This is a genomic window from Luminiphilus sp. nBUS_16 (genome assembly GCF_051201645.1).
Classification (GTDB): Bacteria; Pseudomonadota; Gammaproteobacteria; order Pseudomonadales; family Halieaceae; genus Luminiphilus.
The window spans coordinates 367,376-385,972 of the sequence record NZ_CP179205.1 but is presented as its reverse complement, the minus strand read 5'-3'; the positions used below and the strand labels follow the sequence as shown (position 1 = coordinate 385,972).

Annotated in this window: 15 protein-coding genes; 6 read left to right on the top strand and 9 right to left on the bottom strand. The window is 51.9% G+C overall.

Features of this window, described 5'->3' with window-relative positions; genetic code table 11:
* Nucleotide 1: 1 nt before the first annotated feature.
* The 7 genes from ACMAY6_RS01770 to ACMAY6_RS01740 form a co-directional block, all read right to left on the bottom strand.
* On the bottom strand, nt 2-679 hold the full coding sequence (locus ACMAY6_RS01770) for a metallophosphoesterase family protein (RefSeq protein ID WP_435213931.1): 678 nt from the start codon (nt 677-679) through the stop codon (nt 2-4).
* Nucleotides 657-1,631 (bottom strand): ATP-grasp domain-containing protein, encoded by a 975-nt coding sequence (locus tag ACMAY6_RS01765; protein WP_435213929.1) that lies wholly within the window; start codon nt 1,629-1,631, stop codon nt 657-659. The genes ACMAY6_RS01770 and ACMAY6_RS01765 overlap by 23 nt, the downstream gene beginning before the upstream one ends.
* The gene (locus ACMAY6_RS01760) at nt 1,631-2,476 is read right to left on the bottom strand and encodes an NAD-dependent epimerase/dehydratase family protein (protein ID WP_435213927.1); all 846 of its coding nucleotides are present in this window, start codon (nt 2,474-2,476) and stop codon (nt 1,631-1,633) included. Before ACMAY6_RS01760 ends, ACMAY6_RS01765 begins: the two co-directional genes overlap by 1 nt.
* On the bottom strand, nt 2,473-3,195 hold the full coding sequence (locus tag ACMAY6_RS01755) for a class I SAM-dependent methyltransferase (RefSeq protein WP_435213926.1): 723 nt from the start codon (nt 3,193-3,195) through the stop codon (nt 2,473-2,475). The genes ACMAY6_RS01760 and ACMAY6_RS01755 overlap by 4 nt, the downstream gene beginning before the upstream one ends.
* A gap of 11 nt (nt 3,196-3,206) precedes the next feature.
* A complete protein-coding gene (locus tag ACMAY6_RS01750; RefSeq protein WP_435213924.1) occupies nt 3,207-3,923 on the bottom strand; it encodes a WbqC family protein in 717 nt (238 codons plus the stop codon).
* A gap of 19 nt (nt 3,924-3,942) precedes the next feature.
* Nucleotides 3,943-5,055, bottom strand: coding sequence for a DegT/DnrJ/EryC1/StrS family aminotransferase (locus tag ACMAY6_RS01745; RefSeq protein WP_435213922.1), 1,113 nt, complete (start codon nt 5,053-5,055; stop codon nt 3,943-3,945).
* A 411-nt stretch (nt 5,056-5,466) separates the two neighbouring features.
* Nucleotides 5,467-8,028, bottom strand: coding sequence for a zinc-dependent metalloprotease (locus ACMAY6_RS01740; protein WP_435213920.1), 2,562 nt, complete (start codon nt 8,026-8,028; stop codon nt 5,467-5,469).
* Between the two features lie 262 nt (nt 8,029-8,290).
* On the opposite strand from ACMAY6_RS01740, the gene ACMAY6_RS01735 reads away from it, so the two are divergent.
* The 5 genes from ACMAY6_RS01735 (at nt 8,291) to ACMAY6_RS01715 (ending at nt 16,084) form a co-directional block, all read left to right on the top strand.
* Nucleotides 8,291-10,723 carry an LPS-assembly protein LptD gene (locus tag ACMAY6_RS01735; protein ID WP_435213919.1) on the top strand — a complete coding sequence of 811 codons (2,433 nt, stop codon included), beginning with the start codon at nt 8,291-8,293 and terminating at the stop codon, nt 10,721-10,723.
* Between the two features lie 178 nt (nt 10,724-10,901).
* Nucleotides 10,902-12,203, top strand: a complete 1,302-nt coding sequence (locus tag ACMAY6_RS01730) for a peptidylprolyl isomerase (protein WP_435213918.1) — start codon at nt 10,902-10,904, stop codon at nt 12,201-12,203.
* 72 nt (nt 12,204-12,275) lie between these two features.
* Nucleotides 12,276-13,289, top strand: a complete 1,014-nt coding sequence (gene pdxA / locus ACMAY6_RS01725) for a 4-hydroxythreonine-4-phosphate dehydrogenase PdxA (RefSeq protein ID WP_435213916.1) — start codon at nt 12,276-12,278, stop codon at nt 13,287-13,289.
* Between the two features lie 367 nt (nt 13,290-13,656).
* On the top strand, nt 13,657-15,522 hold the full coding sequence (locus ACMAY6_RS01720; protein ID WP_435213914.1) for a hypothetical protein: 1,866 nt from the start codon (nt 13,657-13,659) through the stop codon (nt 15,520-15,522).
* Nucleotides 15,523-15,613: 91 nt separating this feature from the next.
* On the top strand, nt 15,614-16,084 hold the full coding sequence (locus tag ACMAY6_RS01715) for a GNAT family N-acetyltransferase (protein WP_435213912.1): 471 nt from the start codon (nt 15,614-15,616) through the stop codon (nt 16,082-16,084).
* 153 nt (nt 16,085-16,237) lie between these two features.
* On the opposite strand, the gene ACMAY6_RS01710 is transcribed toward ACMAY6_RS01715, so the two are convergent.
* Entirely contained in the window at nt 16,238-16,912 is a 675-nt protein-coding gene (locus ACMAY6_RS01710) for an ABC transporter ATP-binding protein (protein ID WP_435213910.1), read from the bottom strand.
* Between the two features lie 8 nt (nt 16,913-16,920).
* Nucleotides 16,921-17,697, bottom strand: a complete 777-nt coding sequence (locus tag ACMAY6_RS01705) for an ABC transporter permease (RefSeq protein WP_435213909.1) — start codon at nt 17,695-17,697, stop codon at nt 16,921-16,923.
* 102 nt (nt 17,698-17,799) lie between these two features.
* Here ACMAY6_RS01705 and rsmA point away from each other — a divergent pair, with 102 nt between their 5' ends.
* Complete coding sequence (gene rsmA / locus ACMAY6_RS01700; protein ID WP_435213907.1) at nt 17,800-18,597, top strand: 16S rRNA (adenine(1518)-N(6)/adenine(1519)-N(6))-dimethyltransferase RsmA; 798 nt, start codon at nt 17,800-17,802, stop codon at nt 18,595-18,597.

Genomic DNA, 18,597 nt, shown 5'->3' with positions numbered 1-18,597 from the left:
ATCAGTTTGCAAGCCTGCGAAGATTGCGGGCTCCCGTCTTCAAACAGCCATAGTAGTAATCACTGAAGCCAGCTGCGTCCATGAGTTCAAAAACCTTCCGAAAGTCGTACGCTACCCGATAAAGAGAAAAAGCTCCGTCTTCAAATACTGCAAATGCAGAACGAGGATCGTTATCTCGAGGTTGCCCGACGGAGCCGGGGTTGCAATACACTTTGTCCCCAAACTGATGTATCGATTGAATATGAGTATGGCCGGAAAGAAAATACTGCCCTTCCACCCTAGAAAAATAGTCCGCGGATGGCTTAAGGTACTCATCAATGGGATCAGTCCAGCCACCATGGACCATACGCACTGGCCCAGCATCGAGCTGAACAGGGAAACCCCGCAGCCACTCCAAATTCTCTGGCTCTAAAACTTTTCTTTGATACTCGAGGCAGTCATTAACGCTTCGCGACCGAGGGCAAAAAGCACCTCCGGCCAGGTACCAATCATGGTTACCCATCACACACGGTATATCTCTTTTGCGCAACTCTCTGCAGCATTCATTCACTTGAGAATAATAACCGACAACGTCACCTGCGCAGTAAATACGTTTGATGCCCATTTGGTCAATCTCTGCTAGCACCTCTTTCAATGCCTCGAAATTGCCGTGGATATCAGATATGAATGCTATCTTCATAGAAAATATGCTCGGTGGTGTACCTAATCGCGTGGCCGTGTTTAATGGCTGGCGGCCTAGGCTGTTTTTGGTTTAAAAAGTAGTCAATCGCCATAACACTCTCGTTATAGCCGAAAGCGGCTCGAATCGATGTTGATGATGAGATACGAGGGTTAATTTCAAGTAGCTTAGGTCCTTCATTACTCATCCGAAATTGGAAGTTAGTTGGACCGATTGGGTGAAGCAGAGCACAAAGCTGATCTATAGCCTCGCGAAAATAATCCGTGCTTACCACCTCAGCCCTGTCCGTAAACCCAGCGTTAGAAAGTCGGCGGCGGAGCGTAATATCTGAAAAATATCCTCCTTCACCATCGCAAAAAACTGCAGTCGTAAATTCCTGCTCGTCGCTTCCAATAACGGGCTGAGCCATGAGCTCTGCTTTGGAATTTTTCTGATGCTGCTCAAATTCCTCAGCAGAAGTCACTATAGCGATGCCTTTTGAGCCGAACCCCTGACGAGGCTTGAGTAAAATACGTGGCCCGAATTTTGACGCCAGTTTTGAAAAATCCTCACTAATGGAGCTCTCAATTGCACACGAAACTCCGGAGTCGAGAAGCTTATTGTAGAAAATCCATTTATCTTTACATAGCTCAATCAATGAAGATTGGTTTAATAATGGGAAAGCACCTACACCCTGAATCTCACAGGAGTTCTGATTCCAAAAATACATATCCGCTTCAATACCCGGTATAAGAACGTCGATCTTATAAGTCTCCAAAACGGAGAGTAACCAACCGCCGTATTCGGGGGATTGGGTATGAGGAGCTTTTACGAAGACATCACAAAAAGCGGGTGCTACAGAATCATCGTATATCGAGGTGCCCACCAGAAGAGATATGAACTTTGCTTCACTGAGAGTGCGAAGTATCCCATACCCTACAATACCGCTGGCACCAGAGACTAGAACGCGCATCAGCTAACTAGCCTTCGTCGAGCAACTATTTTCTGGAAGCCCTCGCTGAGACTGACTTTTGGCTGGAAGTCTATGGCTTGAAACAGAGTGTTATCTGCGTCGAAGCCATTATCAGGAATGTCTGGCTTGCTACGATCAAACCGGATTTCGCTCTGACTCCCAACTGCTTCCACAGCACGCTCAGCGATCTGAGAAAAGCGGACATTTCTCAAGGCGCAGCAGTTGTAAGTACCTAATACAGCTCTTTCGATGATCCGCACAATAACTTGAGCGACATCATCTACATAGACAAAATTTCGTAGCGCATCGTTGTTACCGTTAATTACGATTTCTTCGCCACTCTCTGCCTTGTCCAAAAAGCTATAAATAAGCGGCTGATGCATGCGAAAACTATCCCATTCGCCATAAAACTGACCGGGACGCAATATAGTCAGCGGCATTCCTGCTTGCCGGCAATACAACTGAAGCAACTCGTCAGAGTGGCGCTTAGAGAGAGCATAAACATTAAAAAAAGGGGACCCTGAATTTAACGTCGCAAAAATACTGGAAACGCTCAGAAAATGGGAGGCTCCACCTAGGAAACACGCTTGCGCAAGCTTTAACACACCCAAAACATTAACGTCCTCTGCAGCTAGCATCTGCGGGGCTGCTGTACCGCCAAAGTTCGCCGCGCAATTGATGACAGTATCCACAGAGGGGATGAGAAGCTCCTCGGCCGGAGACATCAGATCAAGCTGCACGTCACAGCCATGGCGTCCGCCAGACACCACATCGATGCTAGACGGAAGGGCCGTCCTCACAGCCAAGGCGAGAGAGGAACTGCCCCCAACCAATAGAACTTTCATTGCAAAGTGATTTCAGCAAGCAAACCACAGCTCAACTCTGGGTATTCTATACCCATAGTGCACAGAGCTCCCACGATGGTGGGGTCCAAATTTAAAGACAGCATTTGTGCGGTGGTAAAGGGTTTTAAGTAGATCCCCTCCATGCGCTCCACTTTGAAGCCAGCATCTACCAACTCCGCTCTAAAGGTATCACTAGTGTAGAATCTTTTGTGCCCCAAAAGCACATCATTATTCGAAAGGGTAGTTACATCATCAAGCATTCCTGCCAAGCTGCCGAGCCTCCTATTCATAACTTCAGCGTTCGGCACAGCAACAAATACCCTCCCTCGGGGGGCCAAAAATCGCTTGAAGTGCTCTAGTATAAGCCTTGGCTCTTCAACGTGCTCCAGAACAAACCCAATAACTATTAGGTCGAAACGTTCGTCGGTTTCGAATTCTTCGAACCATGTTTGAGTGATTTCTGCTTTGCAGTCGGGATACTGATCTCTAAACTGACGAATCACCGCCTCGGACCCTTCAAGAACAACATGTCGCTCAAAGCATCCGGCAAACTTTTGGGCAGAGTGCCCATGGCCCAGCCCAAGCTCAAGCATCGATCTAGCGTTGTCGACGAGACCCAAAATTCGCTCAGAATACCAATTAAGCAAAATTTCATTATCGAAGTCGAAAATGCTGTCACCTTGATAGGCGGCGGCGTGTTCATCAAGCGAATTACTCATCTTATGTTTTCTCACACCAGATTAAAGCCGTGATCGACGGCAGATCGAATGTCGGTCATGTCTCGAAACATGAGTATATCGATAATCGATAGTGAGGGCACAAAACGCCCCCCAAATTGCTCATACTCCGTGAGCAATGGATCGAGGAATTTGAGGGCAACATTATAGCGACCGAATTGTGTTTTATCGTAAATCTTCGAACCGCCCGGAAGGTTTATATAAGTGGAAGCGCCTAGGGTCTCGCACATAGCAATTACCTTCTCTTGACCAATTAACTCGTGATCTATACGCACGCCAGACGACAAGCAAATTTTCGTCGTTATGTCTAAATATTTGCAAACGGCTAGGATAGAATTGTAGACGTACTGCGCCAAATTCTCCTGATTGCAATTGATAACAGATTCTAGCAAGGCATAAACATCGTCAAAGTTTGGTGCACGGGAGTACGCGCCGCGAAACTGTGCAAGTAACTTTTCTCGGCTGAATGAGGCAGCTAACTGCCTTTCACCTACAGTCAAATAGTCTGAGTCTTTCTTCAAAGGCACAGAAAACGTCACGGGCTCTCCGTTCCGAAGCATTCGGTTTCGATTAATCCAGCCTTTTTTTGTGTACTTTATGTTGTCGTAGACAACAAAAACGTCCACCGCTGCGATCAGCTGAAAATAGCCTATGTACGGCAAGAAATAGGGCTGCATTACACCCAGCTTTTTCCCTCGACTCCCACTCACAGCTACAGCGGCCTCACAATTACCGAACACCTGCAATCAACCGACATATTGTCTCGACAATGTCCAGTGAGAGATCGGGGTAAATGGGAAGACACAACACCTGCGAAGCCGCATTTAAAGCTAAGGGCAATCTCTCCGGATTCGAAGAGGGCAAGCCACGGTACATAGGGAATTCAGAAATAAGGGGGTAGAAATAGCGCCTGGGGTGAATGCCCTGGGTCTTTAGATGGTCATACAGGGCATCCCTGCTGAGAAAGTAACTATCGTCGACCAAAATTGGGAAGTACGCATAATTTGCAACAAGCTCTCCCGAATCCTGCAAACATTGAATGCCAGTTACCGCTGACAAGCGTCTTCTGTAAGTTTCGTCAATAGCTTTGCGTTTTGCTATTGCCTCGTCAATATACTCGAGCTGAAGCAATCCCAACGCCGCATTAAACTCACTTAACTTGCCATTAATTCCCGGTGCGACAACATCTATCTCACCGGCGTGGCCAAAGTTTTTTAACTGATCAATACGCGCTTTGCTCTCTGCGTCAGGGCAAATAATAGCCCCACCTTCAAACGTGTTGAAAACCTTAGTCGCGTGAAAACTAAGCACCGACAGATCACCATGATTTAAAACACTGCCACAGTGACATTTGACGCCAAAGGCATGGGCGGCATCGTAAATAACTTTAAGATTGTACGTGTCTGCAATTTTCTGGATGGCATCGACGTTACAGGGGTGGCCATAACAATGAACGGCGAGAATGGCCGTCGTTTGCGGGGTAATCGCCGCTTCAATTTTTTGCGGATCGATATTGAGCGTGTCTGGCTCGATATCAACGAATACCGGCTTGATGCCGTTCCAAAGCAAAGAATGTGATGTCGCCACGAAGGAATAGGGTGTCGTAATAACCTCACCCGTCACTCGCAATGACTGCAGCGCCGTTACCAAAGCAATGGTGCCGTTAGTAAAGAGTGCAATATGCTCAACACCGAGATAGTTACATAGCGCCTCTTCAAGTTGCTGATGAAAAGGGCCGCAATTTGTCAGTACTTTGTTTTCCCAAATTTTTTCGAGGTAGGGAATAAACTCCTCCAACGGAGGAAGACTCGGTTGCGTCACAAAAGTAGTCGTCTTACTCATCTTCAACTCCGATGTAAAACTTGGAAATAATGACGAACGCTGCCGTTTGGAGTTTTGGCTTGCCCGGACGTAACTACGCAAAAAGCGCTAGCAGCGTTGTTTAAAACAAAGCTATATTTCTCGACTAAACTCGCCACCAAGAGGATGCTGCTCGCCTGCAAAGCTTTTGCCTCCGACATCAAAGTTGGACGATTTTTCTAGGTTTTCATATCCGCAAACAGTTATAGGCAACAGTTCATTGCCACACCCTTTGAGACCCAGATGGCACGTGACCAGAACCTCCGTGGCACCCCACGCAGTATAAAACACAAACTCAGCTATCTCTAACCTAAACACTGCGCGAACTAAACAAAGGTTTGGGGCTCACTCACTGGGTTTCAACAAAATGAAAACTTCCCAGACTGGTCCCGGTCAGATCGGAGAGCCAGGTGGGGTGGTCAGACTCCCAGCCTGCCAAGGCTCCGCTTGCGCTTCAAACAACCGAATTTGCTGTTCTAAAAAGTAGTAATGCGGCAGCCAACCATCTGCCTCCCCTTTCTTCATCATGTTTGTCCCTTGGCTGGTCAGGCGCTCTAACATGGCATGTAGAGCATAAGCTGCCGCACCTCGAACACTGCCAGCCACAGCGGTCCGACTGACGAGTGCTATTAATTGTGCGGCCAGCTCCTTTTGCACCCGCCGGACAAGTTGTGCATGTCCTGCAGTGAATGAGGTGTCTGCAGCGGTTGGGCCAACGGCTTTAACCAGCCCCAAAAGTACCTGAGAAAAGTCAGGCAAATCGAGGTCAACCGAGTTTTGCTGAATCAACCTTGCCGCTCGAGCAGGGTCTAGCAGTGTGCGCAAAGTCAGTTCAGCCGCAGTAGCAGCCGCGGCAACCGGGTCAAATACATAACCGGTTTGCCGGGGAAACAGCTCGCGAGATGTGCCCGACATGGGTGGCCGCGGCGGAATAAGCGCCACGAGCTCTGCCGAAATAGACAGCGCCTCCGGGTCAAGGGTAGCCAGCAGGGCTTCAAGCGCAGCATGCTGGCGCTGGGCCTCGGCAGTAGTGGTCGGAATTTGGCCATCGCCTTTTAAGGCATAAGTGAAATCTTTGCCACCCAAGACAGTTGCCGCAGCGGCTACCTGATAGCGGTGCATTAGATAGGCAGGCACTAACGCATCCTCAATCGTTGCCATTGGCTGCCCTTTTTTAATCACGGCCTCAGAAAAGTTATCGAGGACCACTCGCCGCAGCTGCATTAACCGATTCAACTCCGCCACCGGATCATCGCCATTATCCCAAAGGCTACCTCGGCTGTGGCAAGGCCCTGCGCCGCTGTCAAAACTGCCCAAGCGGGCATGCCGATCCGCCACAAAAGACAAACCCGACGCCAGCAGTTCATCCATCAATGACGTACGAGCCATCGTCGCATCCACGTCAGCGGGGAAATCAGAATAACCCCAGCGAATCGCCTGTTTATCCCAAGCGCCTATGCCAACGGCATAGGCGTCAGAGACATCCACTTTATTGTCGTCAGTTAAGGTGACGTAGGGATGGGGATAGTCCATCACCGAAGCGCGGTCATCGGCGCTGGCGGCAAAGTTATGTTCAAGGCCAATCGTATGTCCGACTTCATGGGCCGAGAGCTGCCTGATGCGTGCCAGGGCAAAGTCTTCCAGCGGCTTGGCCGCTTCTGCCTCATCCACACCAGGTTGATAGGGTGCCAGAAGACCCTCAGCAAGCAAATAATCTTGGCGCACCCGCAGTGACCCCAAACTGACATGACCCTTGATAATTTCCTGCGTGCGCGGGTCGCGCACGCTCATGCCGTAAGACCAGCCCCGGGTCGAGCGGTGTACCCATTGAATGACGTTGTAACGCACATCCATAAGGTCGGCCCCGGGAGGTAAAATTTTCACTTGAAAGCCATCGATATATCCAGCGGCCTCGAAAGCTTGGTTCCACCAGGACGCCCCTTCAACCAACGCACTGCGAATGGGCTCGGGCACACCCGAGTCGACGTAATAAATAATCGGTTCGACGGCCTCGCTCAGGGCGCGATCGGGATGCTTTTTTTCCAAACGGTGCCGGCGGGCATAACCGCGTTTCACTGGCTGACCTAGGGGCGCGGCATAGTCGTAAAATAAATCATCTTCACCGCCATCGATAAACCCGGCTCTTGGGTCATAGGCCAGGGGCGTGTAGCCATCGTCGGGTAAGCGGACAAAAGAGTGGTGCAAATGCAAGGTAATCGCAGCTGCATCGGGGGCTACCGTTTGCAAAATCTTACCCTTGGGCTGGCCAACAAAAGTTACCAGAGCATCGATTTCGCTATTGTCAGGAAAGGCCTTGGACCGCTGCAGGTTGATCACAGATCGGCGCGGGTCAACCGCATAGCTGCCCTCACCTGCCTGTTCAAGAAGTGCCGCGAGCTTTAGCGAATCTCGCTGGGAAAAATCCGTTACATCAATCAGTAGACGCTGGTCTTGCTCTGCGGCGATATCAAATCCCCACAGCACTGACCTTGCGAAAGCTTCTCCGACCGCCCGACGCTCATCCGCGTTATTGGAACTCGCTCGGTAGCGGGTATTCAAAGCGACCAGAAGTACCCTAGGGCCAACGCGCTCAAATTGCACCAGTTGGGTACCGCCCAAACGCCCCCGATCCAAACCCAGATCATTGGAACCCACTCCTTGAGAAAGGCTGGGGTAATAAATTAAGGGCTGATTTAAGGTGGTTACCTCTGCATAAAGGCGCCCTTCATTAGCGTGCCAATACAGCGGTATAAATCCGCTTTGCTTCTCGCTATTGGCCGTTATCGTGTTGAAGTCGTTGGCCGCTTGCAGGGTAAAAGGCACCATCAGGCACAAAACGAGTGTCGCTGTTAACGCATGCCAGCTCGCCACATGTGCCCTACCGGTGCGATGAGCCCGCTTCGTGCTGGACAGCCGGGCCCAACCCACGGTGAGAAGTATTTGCCAGCCTGTCATAACCCCGTTACCCCTTTTGAATTGCCTAGAGTTTAACGTGAGATACTCCAACTTGCCTCTATCGAGGGCTGAGTAGATCCATCATCCCGCCGGTTTAAAGCTCACAACACACCCGATGTGCCGAAATACCCCGCGGCCAAAAATGCGGGGGCCCCAAAACATCCCAACACTATCCTCCCGTATCAAAACAGCATTGTGGGTCATGACCGCTGATGATGTATGATCTGCGCCTCTCGACCACACGCCACCGGATGTACAACATTTGCTCCCGTACGCTCAATCCATAGTTGATCTTCAGTCACGGCACCTCGGTTACCGATTTACACGTCTTGCGCTGGTTGCAGCGGTCACCTTGGCCTGCGAAACAATTCAAGCTTCGGATACGCAAACACCTGGCGATACCTTGGTGTTGTTTAGCGAAGACATTGCCGCACAGCTCGACTGGCAACCCTTGCCCCGACTCACCGAACAGCAGCGGGATCATCGCTGCCGACAATGCAATGGCGCCTTTGTTGATCCTCTGAAAGGCCAGACGCCCACGGTGCCGGGAAGCACTGACGTCGAAGTTAACGCTGACACGTCTAACGCCACTGACGGTCAGTTACTTTTAACGGGCAATGTCTCTGTCATTCAAGGTAACCGAAGCATTAAGGCCGACACAGTCGCGTTTGATCGTGACCAACAATTTACCGAAGCCTCGGGCAATGTGGCCTACCGGGAGCCGGGCGTTGCGCTGCAAGGCGAACACCTCACCTTTGATTCAGAGCGCCAACACGCCACAGTGTCAGGGGCACATTTTGCGCTACATGAGGCGCAGCTTAGCGGCGCCGCCCGACAGCTCGAGCGCGAAGCTTCGGGTGAAATTGCGATTGTCGACGGGGCCGTGACGTTTTGCGCACCTGAAGATCCCCAGTGGTACATCAACACCGGCACTCTAAACATTGATCCTGATAAGGGCATGGCAACAGCCACCCACGCCACCCTGCGTTGGTCGGGCGTGCCCGTTTTTTACGTGCCTTGGATGACGTTTCCCGTCGATGATCGGCGTAAAACAGGATTGCTATTTCCGTCCATCGGCTCGGACACGCGCGGTGGCCTAGATGTTACTGCACCCATTTACTTCAATCTGGCGCCCAATTATGACGCCACTTACTCGCCACGGTATATCGGTGAGAGAGGGTTGTTACATCAGGCTAATGGGCGCTGGCTCAACCCCTATGCCGGCGCTTGGGACATCACAGGCCAATACCTTGACGACGATGAAAAGTACGGCAAGGATTTTCCTCAAGGGAACAGTGACCGCTGGGCCATAGGTGTAAAACACCGAGGCAACTATGGGCAAAGTTGGCGCACAAAAATTGAATACAACAAGGTTAGTGATCCAGATTACGTGCGCGATCTTGACAACAGCACCTTAAGTTCACAACGCCAAACAGCGCTCATGCAGCTGGGGCAAATCGACTATCTCGGTGAAGATTGGACGGTGTCCCTGCAGGCGCAACAGTTTCAAAGCTTGGCCGACGACATCACCAACAATTACAAAAAGCTGCCTCAGCTCACTGCGCGATGGCGCGGTGATAAAACGTTCGGTGGATTTCAGCCGATTGCCCTCATGCAGTACTCAGACTTTGATACCGATGCCAATCGGGTAAAAGGCCAGCGCATTTACGGCGAAGCCGGTGTTACTTACCCAATGAATTGGACTTGGGGATTTTTACGCACTACCGCCAAGTACCGCAGTGTCGCCTACGACCTAGAAAATTTACGCGGCCTGCCCGAGGAAAAGCCCGATGCCAGCTCGGGGCTATTTAGCATTGATGGTGGCCTCCTATTTGAACGGGCCACCAGCCTGGGTGGTCAGAGCATGAGCCAGACGCTGGAGCCCAGAGTTTTTTACCTTTATAGCGGTTACGACGAGCAGCGTGATCAACCCGTTTTCGACGCTGCCGAGTTGACCTTTAGCTACAACCAGCTGTTTCGCGACACCCGTTTTTCTGGCCATGACCGGCTCGACGATGCGAATCAAGTGTCTGTCGGCGTGACCACCCGTTTTTTTGCCGACAGTGATGGCCGTGAGCGCCTCAACGCCAGTATTGGTCAGATTTTCTACTTCAGAGACCGCGAAGTCCGGTTGAACGCATTAGGTCCGATCATCGACGAATCGCTTTCGGCTACCGCCGTTGAGTTTAATTGGTTCCCCACTAATAGCTGGTCCATCCGATCCAGTATGCTTTACGACACCGAAGACAACGAATTTGACGCGCTCAGTGCCCAAATTGGGTACCGGCCCAATGGCGGTCAAATTTTAAACCTAGGCTATACCCTTCGAGAGCCGCCACCCTCACAGGCAACGCGACCCGTCACAGAGCAAGCCAATTTTTCGGCTTACACTCCGATCGGTGACAACTGGGGCGCCTTTGCCGCTGTTGAGTATTCCCTTGAGGGCAATGAGTTCGTGGAAGATATGGTCGGTTTTGAATACGATAATTGCTGCTGGAAAATGCGCCTGCTGTACATGCGCTATCTGGATACGGCAGGCAGCTTTATCCCCGACTTCAGCGACCCTAAACTGGAACGTGAGAACGCTGTGCAATTTCAATTTATTCTCAAAGGTATGGGGGGCTTTGGTAGTCGAGTAGAAAATCTTATGCGCGATATGATTAGAGGCTTTGATCCTACCGCGGCCCGAACTTAATCAAACTTCCGCAGCCAAAGTCATGCCCTTCTGCTTCTTGGGCACAAAGGAGTACAATCTCTGGAGACGCGTGCAGGCTGGTAAACCAGAAATAAATTAAACTGCTGCTTCAACCTAATTTCATACGGCAATACCCGGCAAGCCTTTGTTCCTTGCTTATTGCCTCAAAGGCTTTTTTATGACCCCGTTTACAGGCAAGTCACTTACCCCTAACAAAGCGTGGGCCACGATATGCGCAGCGCTTTTCTGTGTTTTGTTGGCCCCATTGTTGAGCGCTCAAATACAGACCCTTGATAAAGTTGTCGCCATTGTTGATGACGACATAATTCTGGCAACGGAGCTGCAGGAGCGCCTGCTACTGATTCAGCGCAACATCGAACAGCGCAAAATGGATGCTCCACCAGATGAAGTGCTCGCCCGAGAGACACTGGATCGGTTGATTCTCGAAAGCATTCAACTGCAGTTGGCAAATCGCTACGGCGTTCGGATACCCGATGCTCAGCTTGACGCCGCCATGGGCCGCATGGCTTCCGGCAGTAACTACACCCTTGAACAGTTCCGTGCTGCCGTTGAGGCAAATGGTCAGAGCTACGTCGCCATGCGCGAAGAAATTCGTCGGGAGATGATGATTCAGCGGGTACAGCAGGGTAATGTTTCCAGAAATATTGAGATATCCGACCAAGAGGTCGATAACTTTCTCTCCACGGAAGCTGGTGCAGAGATGACCAAGCCCGAGTTTCGCGTGGTACAGGCGCTTGTTGAAGTCTCCAAAAAAGATTCCAAATCTGAACTCCGAAACAAGGAGGCGTTTGTCGACGGCGTACTCGCATCCATTTTAGCGGGGAAAGCTTTTCCAGAAGCCGTTTCAGTCATGGAACCCTATGTGTTTAAAGGGGGCGACCTCGGTTGGAAAAGACTGGACGCAATTCCCAGTATGTTTGCGGCCGTTATCCCCAGTTTAAAGGTTGGTGATACGGCGAAGGTAACCAGTGGCGCGGGTTACCATTTGATTTATCTGGCAGACGAGCGAGGCCGAGAGCGATTAGTAGAGCAAACTGAGGTACGGCATATTTTAATAAAGCCCACCGAGGTACTCGACGAGGACGCGGCCATCGCACTGGCGGGAGAACTGCGACAACGAGCGCTGGACGGCGAAGACTTTGGTGAACTGGCAAAAGAGTACTCAGACGATATCGGTTCTGCCCAAGAGGGCGGCGAGCTTGGCTGGACTAGCCCAGGGCAAATGGTTCCGGAATTTGACGCCACAATGGCTACCACTGAAGTGGGCGAAATTTCGTACCCCGTAAAATCGCAATTTGGCTGGCACATCCTCGAAGTCACCGGTCGACGCGAGGAAAATATCGCAGAGCAAATGCGCCGACAGCAGGTTATGGGCTATTTGCACGACCAGAAGTATGACGAAGAACTTGAAGCGTGGCTGCGCAAGATTCGTGAAGAAGCTTTCGTTGATATTAAGTAGCGTTGTCGTTGTAAAAACTTCAGCGGTGGGTGCGACACTCCCAGGTGGCCATGGCCTCAGTGGCAGCGCGTTATGGCACCCGTAGATTCCTCAAACCCCATTCCTCGCATTGTTATCACTCCCGGGGAGCCCGCAGGGATAGGCCCCGATGTGGTGCTTATGGCCGCTCAGAAAGCCTGGAATGCCGATCTTTTATGCGTTGCTGACCGCGACCTGCTCACCCAACGCGCCGGCGAACTCGGCCTTGATATTGAGCTCTTACCCTATACCACGGGCGATGCACCCCAGGCGCACCAGCCGGGCCAACTGCGCTACATCCACGTGCCCGCCACAGCCACGATAAGTGCCGGAAAACTCAACGTTGAAAACGCATTTTATGTGCTGGCCACCCTGAGCCTGGCAACCGAGCTGTGTCGCTGTGGCGACGCCCAGGCGCTGGTCACCGGCCCCGTACAAAAATCAGTGATTAATGACGCGGGCATTCCTTTTACCGGACACACAGAATTTTTAGCCGAGGCCTTTAACTGCCCTCATGTCGTTATGATGCTCGCAGCCGGCGACCTACGCGTTGCTCTTGCTACTACACACCTTCCCCTTGCCGCTGTGCCTGCGGCAATCACGGAGGCGCATTTAGAAAAGACGCTGCGCATCCTTCGACACGACTTGCAACAGCAGTTTGGCTTGCCCAATCCTCGCATCACTGTATTGGGCCTCAACCCCCATGCTGGCGAAGGGGGACATTTGGGGCGTGAGGAGATCGAGATCATTACACCCGTGATTAACCGCCTCTCCCAAGAGGGCTGCGTCCTCTATGGGCCCGTTCCTGCCGATACGGCGTTTAATGCCGAGGGACGTCGCAATACGGATGCCTATCTCGCTATGTATCACGACCAGGGGCTTCCCGTTCTGAAGTTTGCCGGGTTCGGCGAGGCCGTCAATATCACGCTAGGACTGCCGATGATAAGAACTTCGGTAGATCACGGGACGGCACTTAGCCTCGCGGGCACTGGTAAGGCAAAGTCGAGTAGCTTTGAGGCCGCGCTCAGCGCTGCCTTGAGTGCGACCAAACGCGATACTCATCAATAAATTGAAACCTTCTGGATCAGCACCATAAAGTAAGAGCGAAGCAAAGCGGGACCACGCTGCAAATCAGCAACAAAGCCGGCCGCACATTGCGTAAAATTCGGTTGGTTACAAATTAAAATAGGGGCAGTCCACGTGTCTAGGGCGGCACAAGGTGCTCGACGCCTGTTGAGTGCTGAAGTTTCCCAGCCGTTCAGCATCATTAAACGCTGGGCATTAAAAATTTGGGGTACTCTAAGCAATTAACAGACAGCAACAAGGCAAACCCACGTAACCCACCCAAGTCCCTGTAAGCACACCCCGTAAAGTTTGACTCAGGAAAGCCTGACCCACGTGACTACAACCCACTCACTGACGAACGAATAACCCCATGACCGATATGAACACCAGCGATACGCTTCATCAGCCAACGCCATCAACAAGCTCTGAAGCAGAGCCAGTTAGTGAAGCCAGCTTATGGAGCTTTACGGGCATTGAGCTCATCGACGTATCCGCCGAACTCACCCTACTTCTGGATTCGACATCAGATAAACGCCTGCTAGTCAGGAAAGAAGTTGGTATCGCGTTGACCCATTGCGAGGCCTACCGCACGTTGCGCGGGCATGCTGAGCATCTGGTCGAAACCCTACCTCAGCTCGGTGGCCAGGTTGAGCCAGTGATACCGGTTCTTATCCAGATTCGTGATGCCGGGCTGCTCCGTGAGGGTGCGGCAACTCTGCGCGCGCTAACTCGCCCCATCGAGCGAACCCCACTCCCCCCTATACAAGTTTTTATCATTACCTGCGATCGACCCGAAGCTGTTGAACGGTTGCTGCACAGCATGGCTAATAGCAGCGCAATAGAACTGCCCAAAACCTACACCCTAATTGATGACTCCAGAGACGCCTCCCTCGCTGAAAAGAATCGAGCGCTGGTCAATGCGCACAACAGCAGCGCGAGCTTTCAAGTTCGTTACTTTGGCCTTGAAGCTAGAGCACTTTTAGTGGCGCACCTCATCGAGGCAGCGCCCGACCATGAAGACAGCATCCGCTTCCTGTTAGACCGCCAGCAGTGGGGTGACCTGCCAACGTATGGCTTATCACGGTCTATTGCGCTGCTCCTAGGCGTGGGCTCTCGAATTCTGGTTTTTGATGACGATGTACTGTGCGAAGCGGTTCGATCACCGCTGCCCGATGAGCCACTACATTTTGCAGGAGTCACCGGTCGCAAAGCCATGTTTTGGCCAGCGCACGAAGCGCAGCAGGCCGATAAAAAAACACTTAAAGACAGCCCCATAGCGCTTATGGCGCGTCAATTAGGGGCAGTTCTCACCGAGGGGATTCGCAGTCTCAGCCACGGCGACTTGCCTGAAATCGCCCTGGAGGGCGCAAACGGTACCTTTGTGCGATCGCTCACCCCAGAATCGCCGATCCTACAAACGCAGTGCAGTACCTGGGGTGATCCAGGAACCGGTAGTGGCCACTGGATCTCTGAGCTTGATCTCACTTCAATCGATCGCTTGCTTGCTGTGCCTGAGGGCCTAGTAACCACCGTCGAAGCTCGACGATCATGGTTAGGTTACGACGGACCTACCCTGACGAAGCACGGCGTTATGTCACAGCTAACCGGGTATGACGCCAGCCATCTGCTACCGCCTTTTATGCCCGCATTCAGAGGGGAAGACAGCCTGTTTGCTTTTATGCTGCTGACGCTCCACCCCGATTCTCTCGTCCTTAACTACTCTTGGGCAATACCCCACCTGCCGCTAGAGCAGAGAAGCTCCAGGTCGCTCAAGGCTCCAATTGCTGCTCAGGGCGGTATAGCACTGCTCACTCGCTGGATCGGCGATAACGTGCAGCTCAGCCAAGCGTTGACACCACAAGAGCGTTTGACACGCATGGCCCAAAGCATCGATGAACTCACGAAGCTAAGCGATGATCAGGTACAAGCATTTGCCCGAGGCGAGTTGGTGCGCTGGCAGGCGAGCCAGGCCAGTCATTACCAAAGGCAACTGGCGCGAGCCCCGGATTTGCAGTCCAGAAACTGGCAGCAATACCTGGAGCGAAGCCACGAGGAGGTTTTCACTGCCTTGCAACAAACACCCAGCTGGGAAGATCTGTTAGGACACGCCACGGAGGACCCCATCAACACGCTCGCCAAAATACGTACAGGAGGCCAACGCTTGTCTCTGGCACTCAAGGCCTGGCCAGAAATTTGGCAAGCGGCCGCAACTTTTGCCCCCGATAGTGGTAGTTAACGCCGCCGCTAGTGTAAGAAAAGCGCTCTGATTTTTACGGGTTAATTTATGAGGATGCTGCGGAAAATTTGGTCAGCACAAGGTTTCAGCCATGGAAATAAAGCCCGATGATTTGTCTGACCAAAGAGTGGTTGCTCTGCTGGAAGAGCACATTGATGATATGTATCGCGCCTCGCCACCCGAGAGTGTGCACACCCTTGATTTAAGTGCACTGCGCAGTCGCGACGTCAGTTTTTGGGTAATTTGGCAGGGCGAAACTCCGGTGGGCTGTGTTGCCCTTCAAGAGCACCAAAAAACCTGGGCCGAAATTAAATCCATGCGCAGCTCCAACGGTCATAGGGGCAAGGGTATTGGCAAGCAGCTGCTGGACTATGTGCTGGCGGTCGCAAAACAGCGCAACTATGACTATCTGCGACTGGAAACCGGCTGTGAAGATTTTTTTCAGCCTGCTCGAGAAATCTACCGTCGCTATGGCTTTGTCGAGCGGAGTTCATTCGCAGACTACACAGACGATCCCAACAGCGTGTTCATGGAAAAAGCGATTAACCCCAGCCTCAGGTAAAAGTGCGCTGACATTAATAGCCTACGTTGTGACAGGCAGCGGGTGCCTCCTGCTACCAACAGGATCGACGGGCTATCGCTCCCGTCAGCAATGGCGTACGCCCTTAAATCGGAGTCCTACCGGCTACACAAATCACATTGCAATCCCTGCGGGTCAGGCGGTCTTCCCGTAAGCCTCTAGCACCTCAGCAGCGGGACCATCGGCCTTAACTTGCCCTTGCTCTAGCCAAACGACGCGACCACAAATTTCGCGAATCGCATTTTCGGCGTGGTGAACCAGTATCACGGTGCGATCCTCGGTGAGTTTTTGCGATAACGCTTCCCGAGCTTTGTTGCGGAAACTCTGGTCCCCAACCGCCAGGATTTCATCGAGGAGTAATATATCGGTATCGAGCAATAAGGCAGTGGCAAAACCCAGACGCGTCCGCATACCCGACGAATAACTTTTCACCGGTTCGTCGTAGAATCGGCCCAGCTCGGTAAAGTCACCGATGGCGCTCAGATGGCGCTTCGCATCCGACTTGGACATCCCCTGTAAAACTGCGGCTAACAGGGCATTCTCACGACCCGTAAGATCGTTCTTAAATCCAAGCCCCAACGACAGTAAGGCAATGGATAGCTCCGGCGCCCGCCAAACGGTGCCGCTGCCCGGAGGATAAATACCAGCCATAATTCGGAGCAGGGTCGATTTCCCCGCCCCATTGCCACCAATCAGCCCCAGCTTTTCACCGCGGTTCACCTCCAGATTTAGCGCGTTTAAAGCCTGAAAGTGGCGTTTTTCACCCCCGGAGTTCATGGCAAAGCGCATGCCCACATTGGTGAGTTTCAATGCCGGTATCATGTCGTCACCACCCGTTGAGCCAGATAATAGCGGTACCGCGCCATACCATTAGCCACCAGACCTAGCGCACAACCCAACAGCAGCGTAAGGCCCATTAGGTGCGTGAGGTCAGGCGTTTGTTGCCAAAGCAAAACTTGTCGAAAGCTGTGTAACAGGAAGGCCACCGGATTCCAAAACAACAGGGCCTCTTGAGTGCTCTGGTCGCTGATAGCGCTTAAATCCCAGAAAACCCCCGACATAAACAGCAAAAACAGCATGCCCAAATTAATCAGCAGAGCGAAATCTCGCTTAATACAAACCAGTACCGAGGCGACAAAGCCACAAACCACAATTAATAGAGCTTCCACGCAGATTAACGGCAACACCCACAACCAGTACGCATTTGGACGGTATCCGTCTAGGATCAGCGCCATTCCCAGCAATGCAAAAACTGCTGTTTGTCGATAGGTGCATTCGAGGATAACTGCCAGCGGAAACAAGGTTTTGGGCAAATCCATACGGCCAATCAAGCCGGCATTGGCAACCAAGCTGTTGCCCGCGTAGTTCACGGTTTTGGAAAACCAGATAAACGTGAATTTTCCAACGATTAAAAACATCAAAAAATCCGGGGTTCGGGTCCCCAGTAACCGCTCGAAAACAATGTAAAAAACCGCCACATAAAGCAGTGGCTCAATCACCCACCACCAAAAGCCAAAGTAATAGCGCCGCGCCTCGGCCTTTAGTGAAAGCCGTGCAATAGTGTCGACGAGTGAGAAATACTGCTTGAGTGTCACGAAGCTCTCGTTTCAAAGATTTTCAAGGGGGCGTTGTTCATCAACACCGCGTAACATGCCATGCTAACAGACACCGCAATTTGGCAGTTAGTGGTTAAGAACATGGCAAATAACACAGGGGGGCATGCCCCCCGTAAACGCTTCGGGCAAAACTTCCTTCAGGATGACGGCGTCATTCAGGCGATTGCCCGAGCCATTTCCGCAGACAAAGACGACCACATCGTAGAGATTGGCCCGGGTCAAGGCGCTTTGACTGAGTCACTGGTGACGAGTGGCTGCCAGCTCGATGCGATTGAACTAGACCGCGATCTCACCACGGGGCTGTTGGCCGCTTTTAGCATACACCCGCGATTTACGCTGCATACCGGGGACGCTCTCAAATTTAACTACGCGGCTTTGCGTGCAGACGACACGCCTCTTCGTGTGGTGGGGAATTTGCCTTACAACATTTCCACCCCGCTCATTTTTAAACTGCTGGAAAATACGGCCATCATTGGTGACATGCACTTTATGCTGCAGCGCGAGGTGGTAACGCGATTGGCCGCACAACCCGGCAGCAAGGACTGGGGACGATTGGGGGTAATGGCCCAATTTTACTGCGATGTATCCCACCTATTTGATGTACCCCCCGAAGCTTTTTTTCCGCCCCCTAAGGTTCAGTCAGCTATTGTCCGGTTAATACCCCACGCGACACCACCATACCCGGATTGTGATGTTGTGCGATTAGGAAAAACCGTGCAGATGGCTTTTGCCCAGCGGAGAAAAACATTGCGCAATAACTTTAAAGGGGTGCTGGACGACGAAGCTTTTGCGTCGGTCGATATAGCCCCCACCGCCCGAGCAGAAACCTTGCATCTGGAGCAGTTCGTGGCTTTGTCTCAGCTACCTCGAATCCTCTAA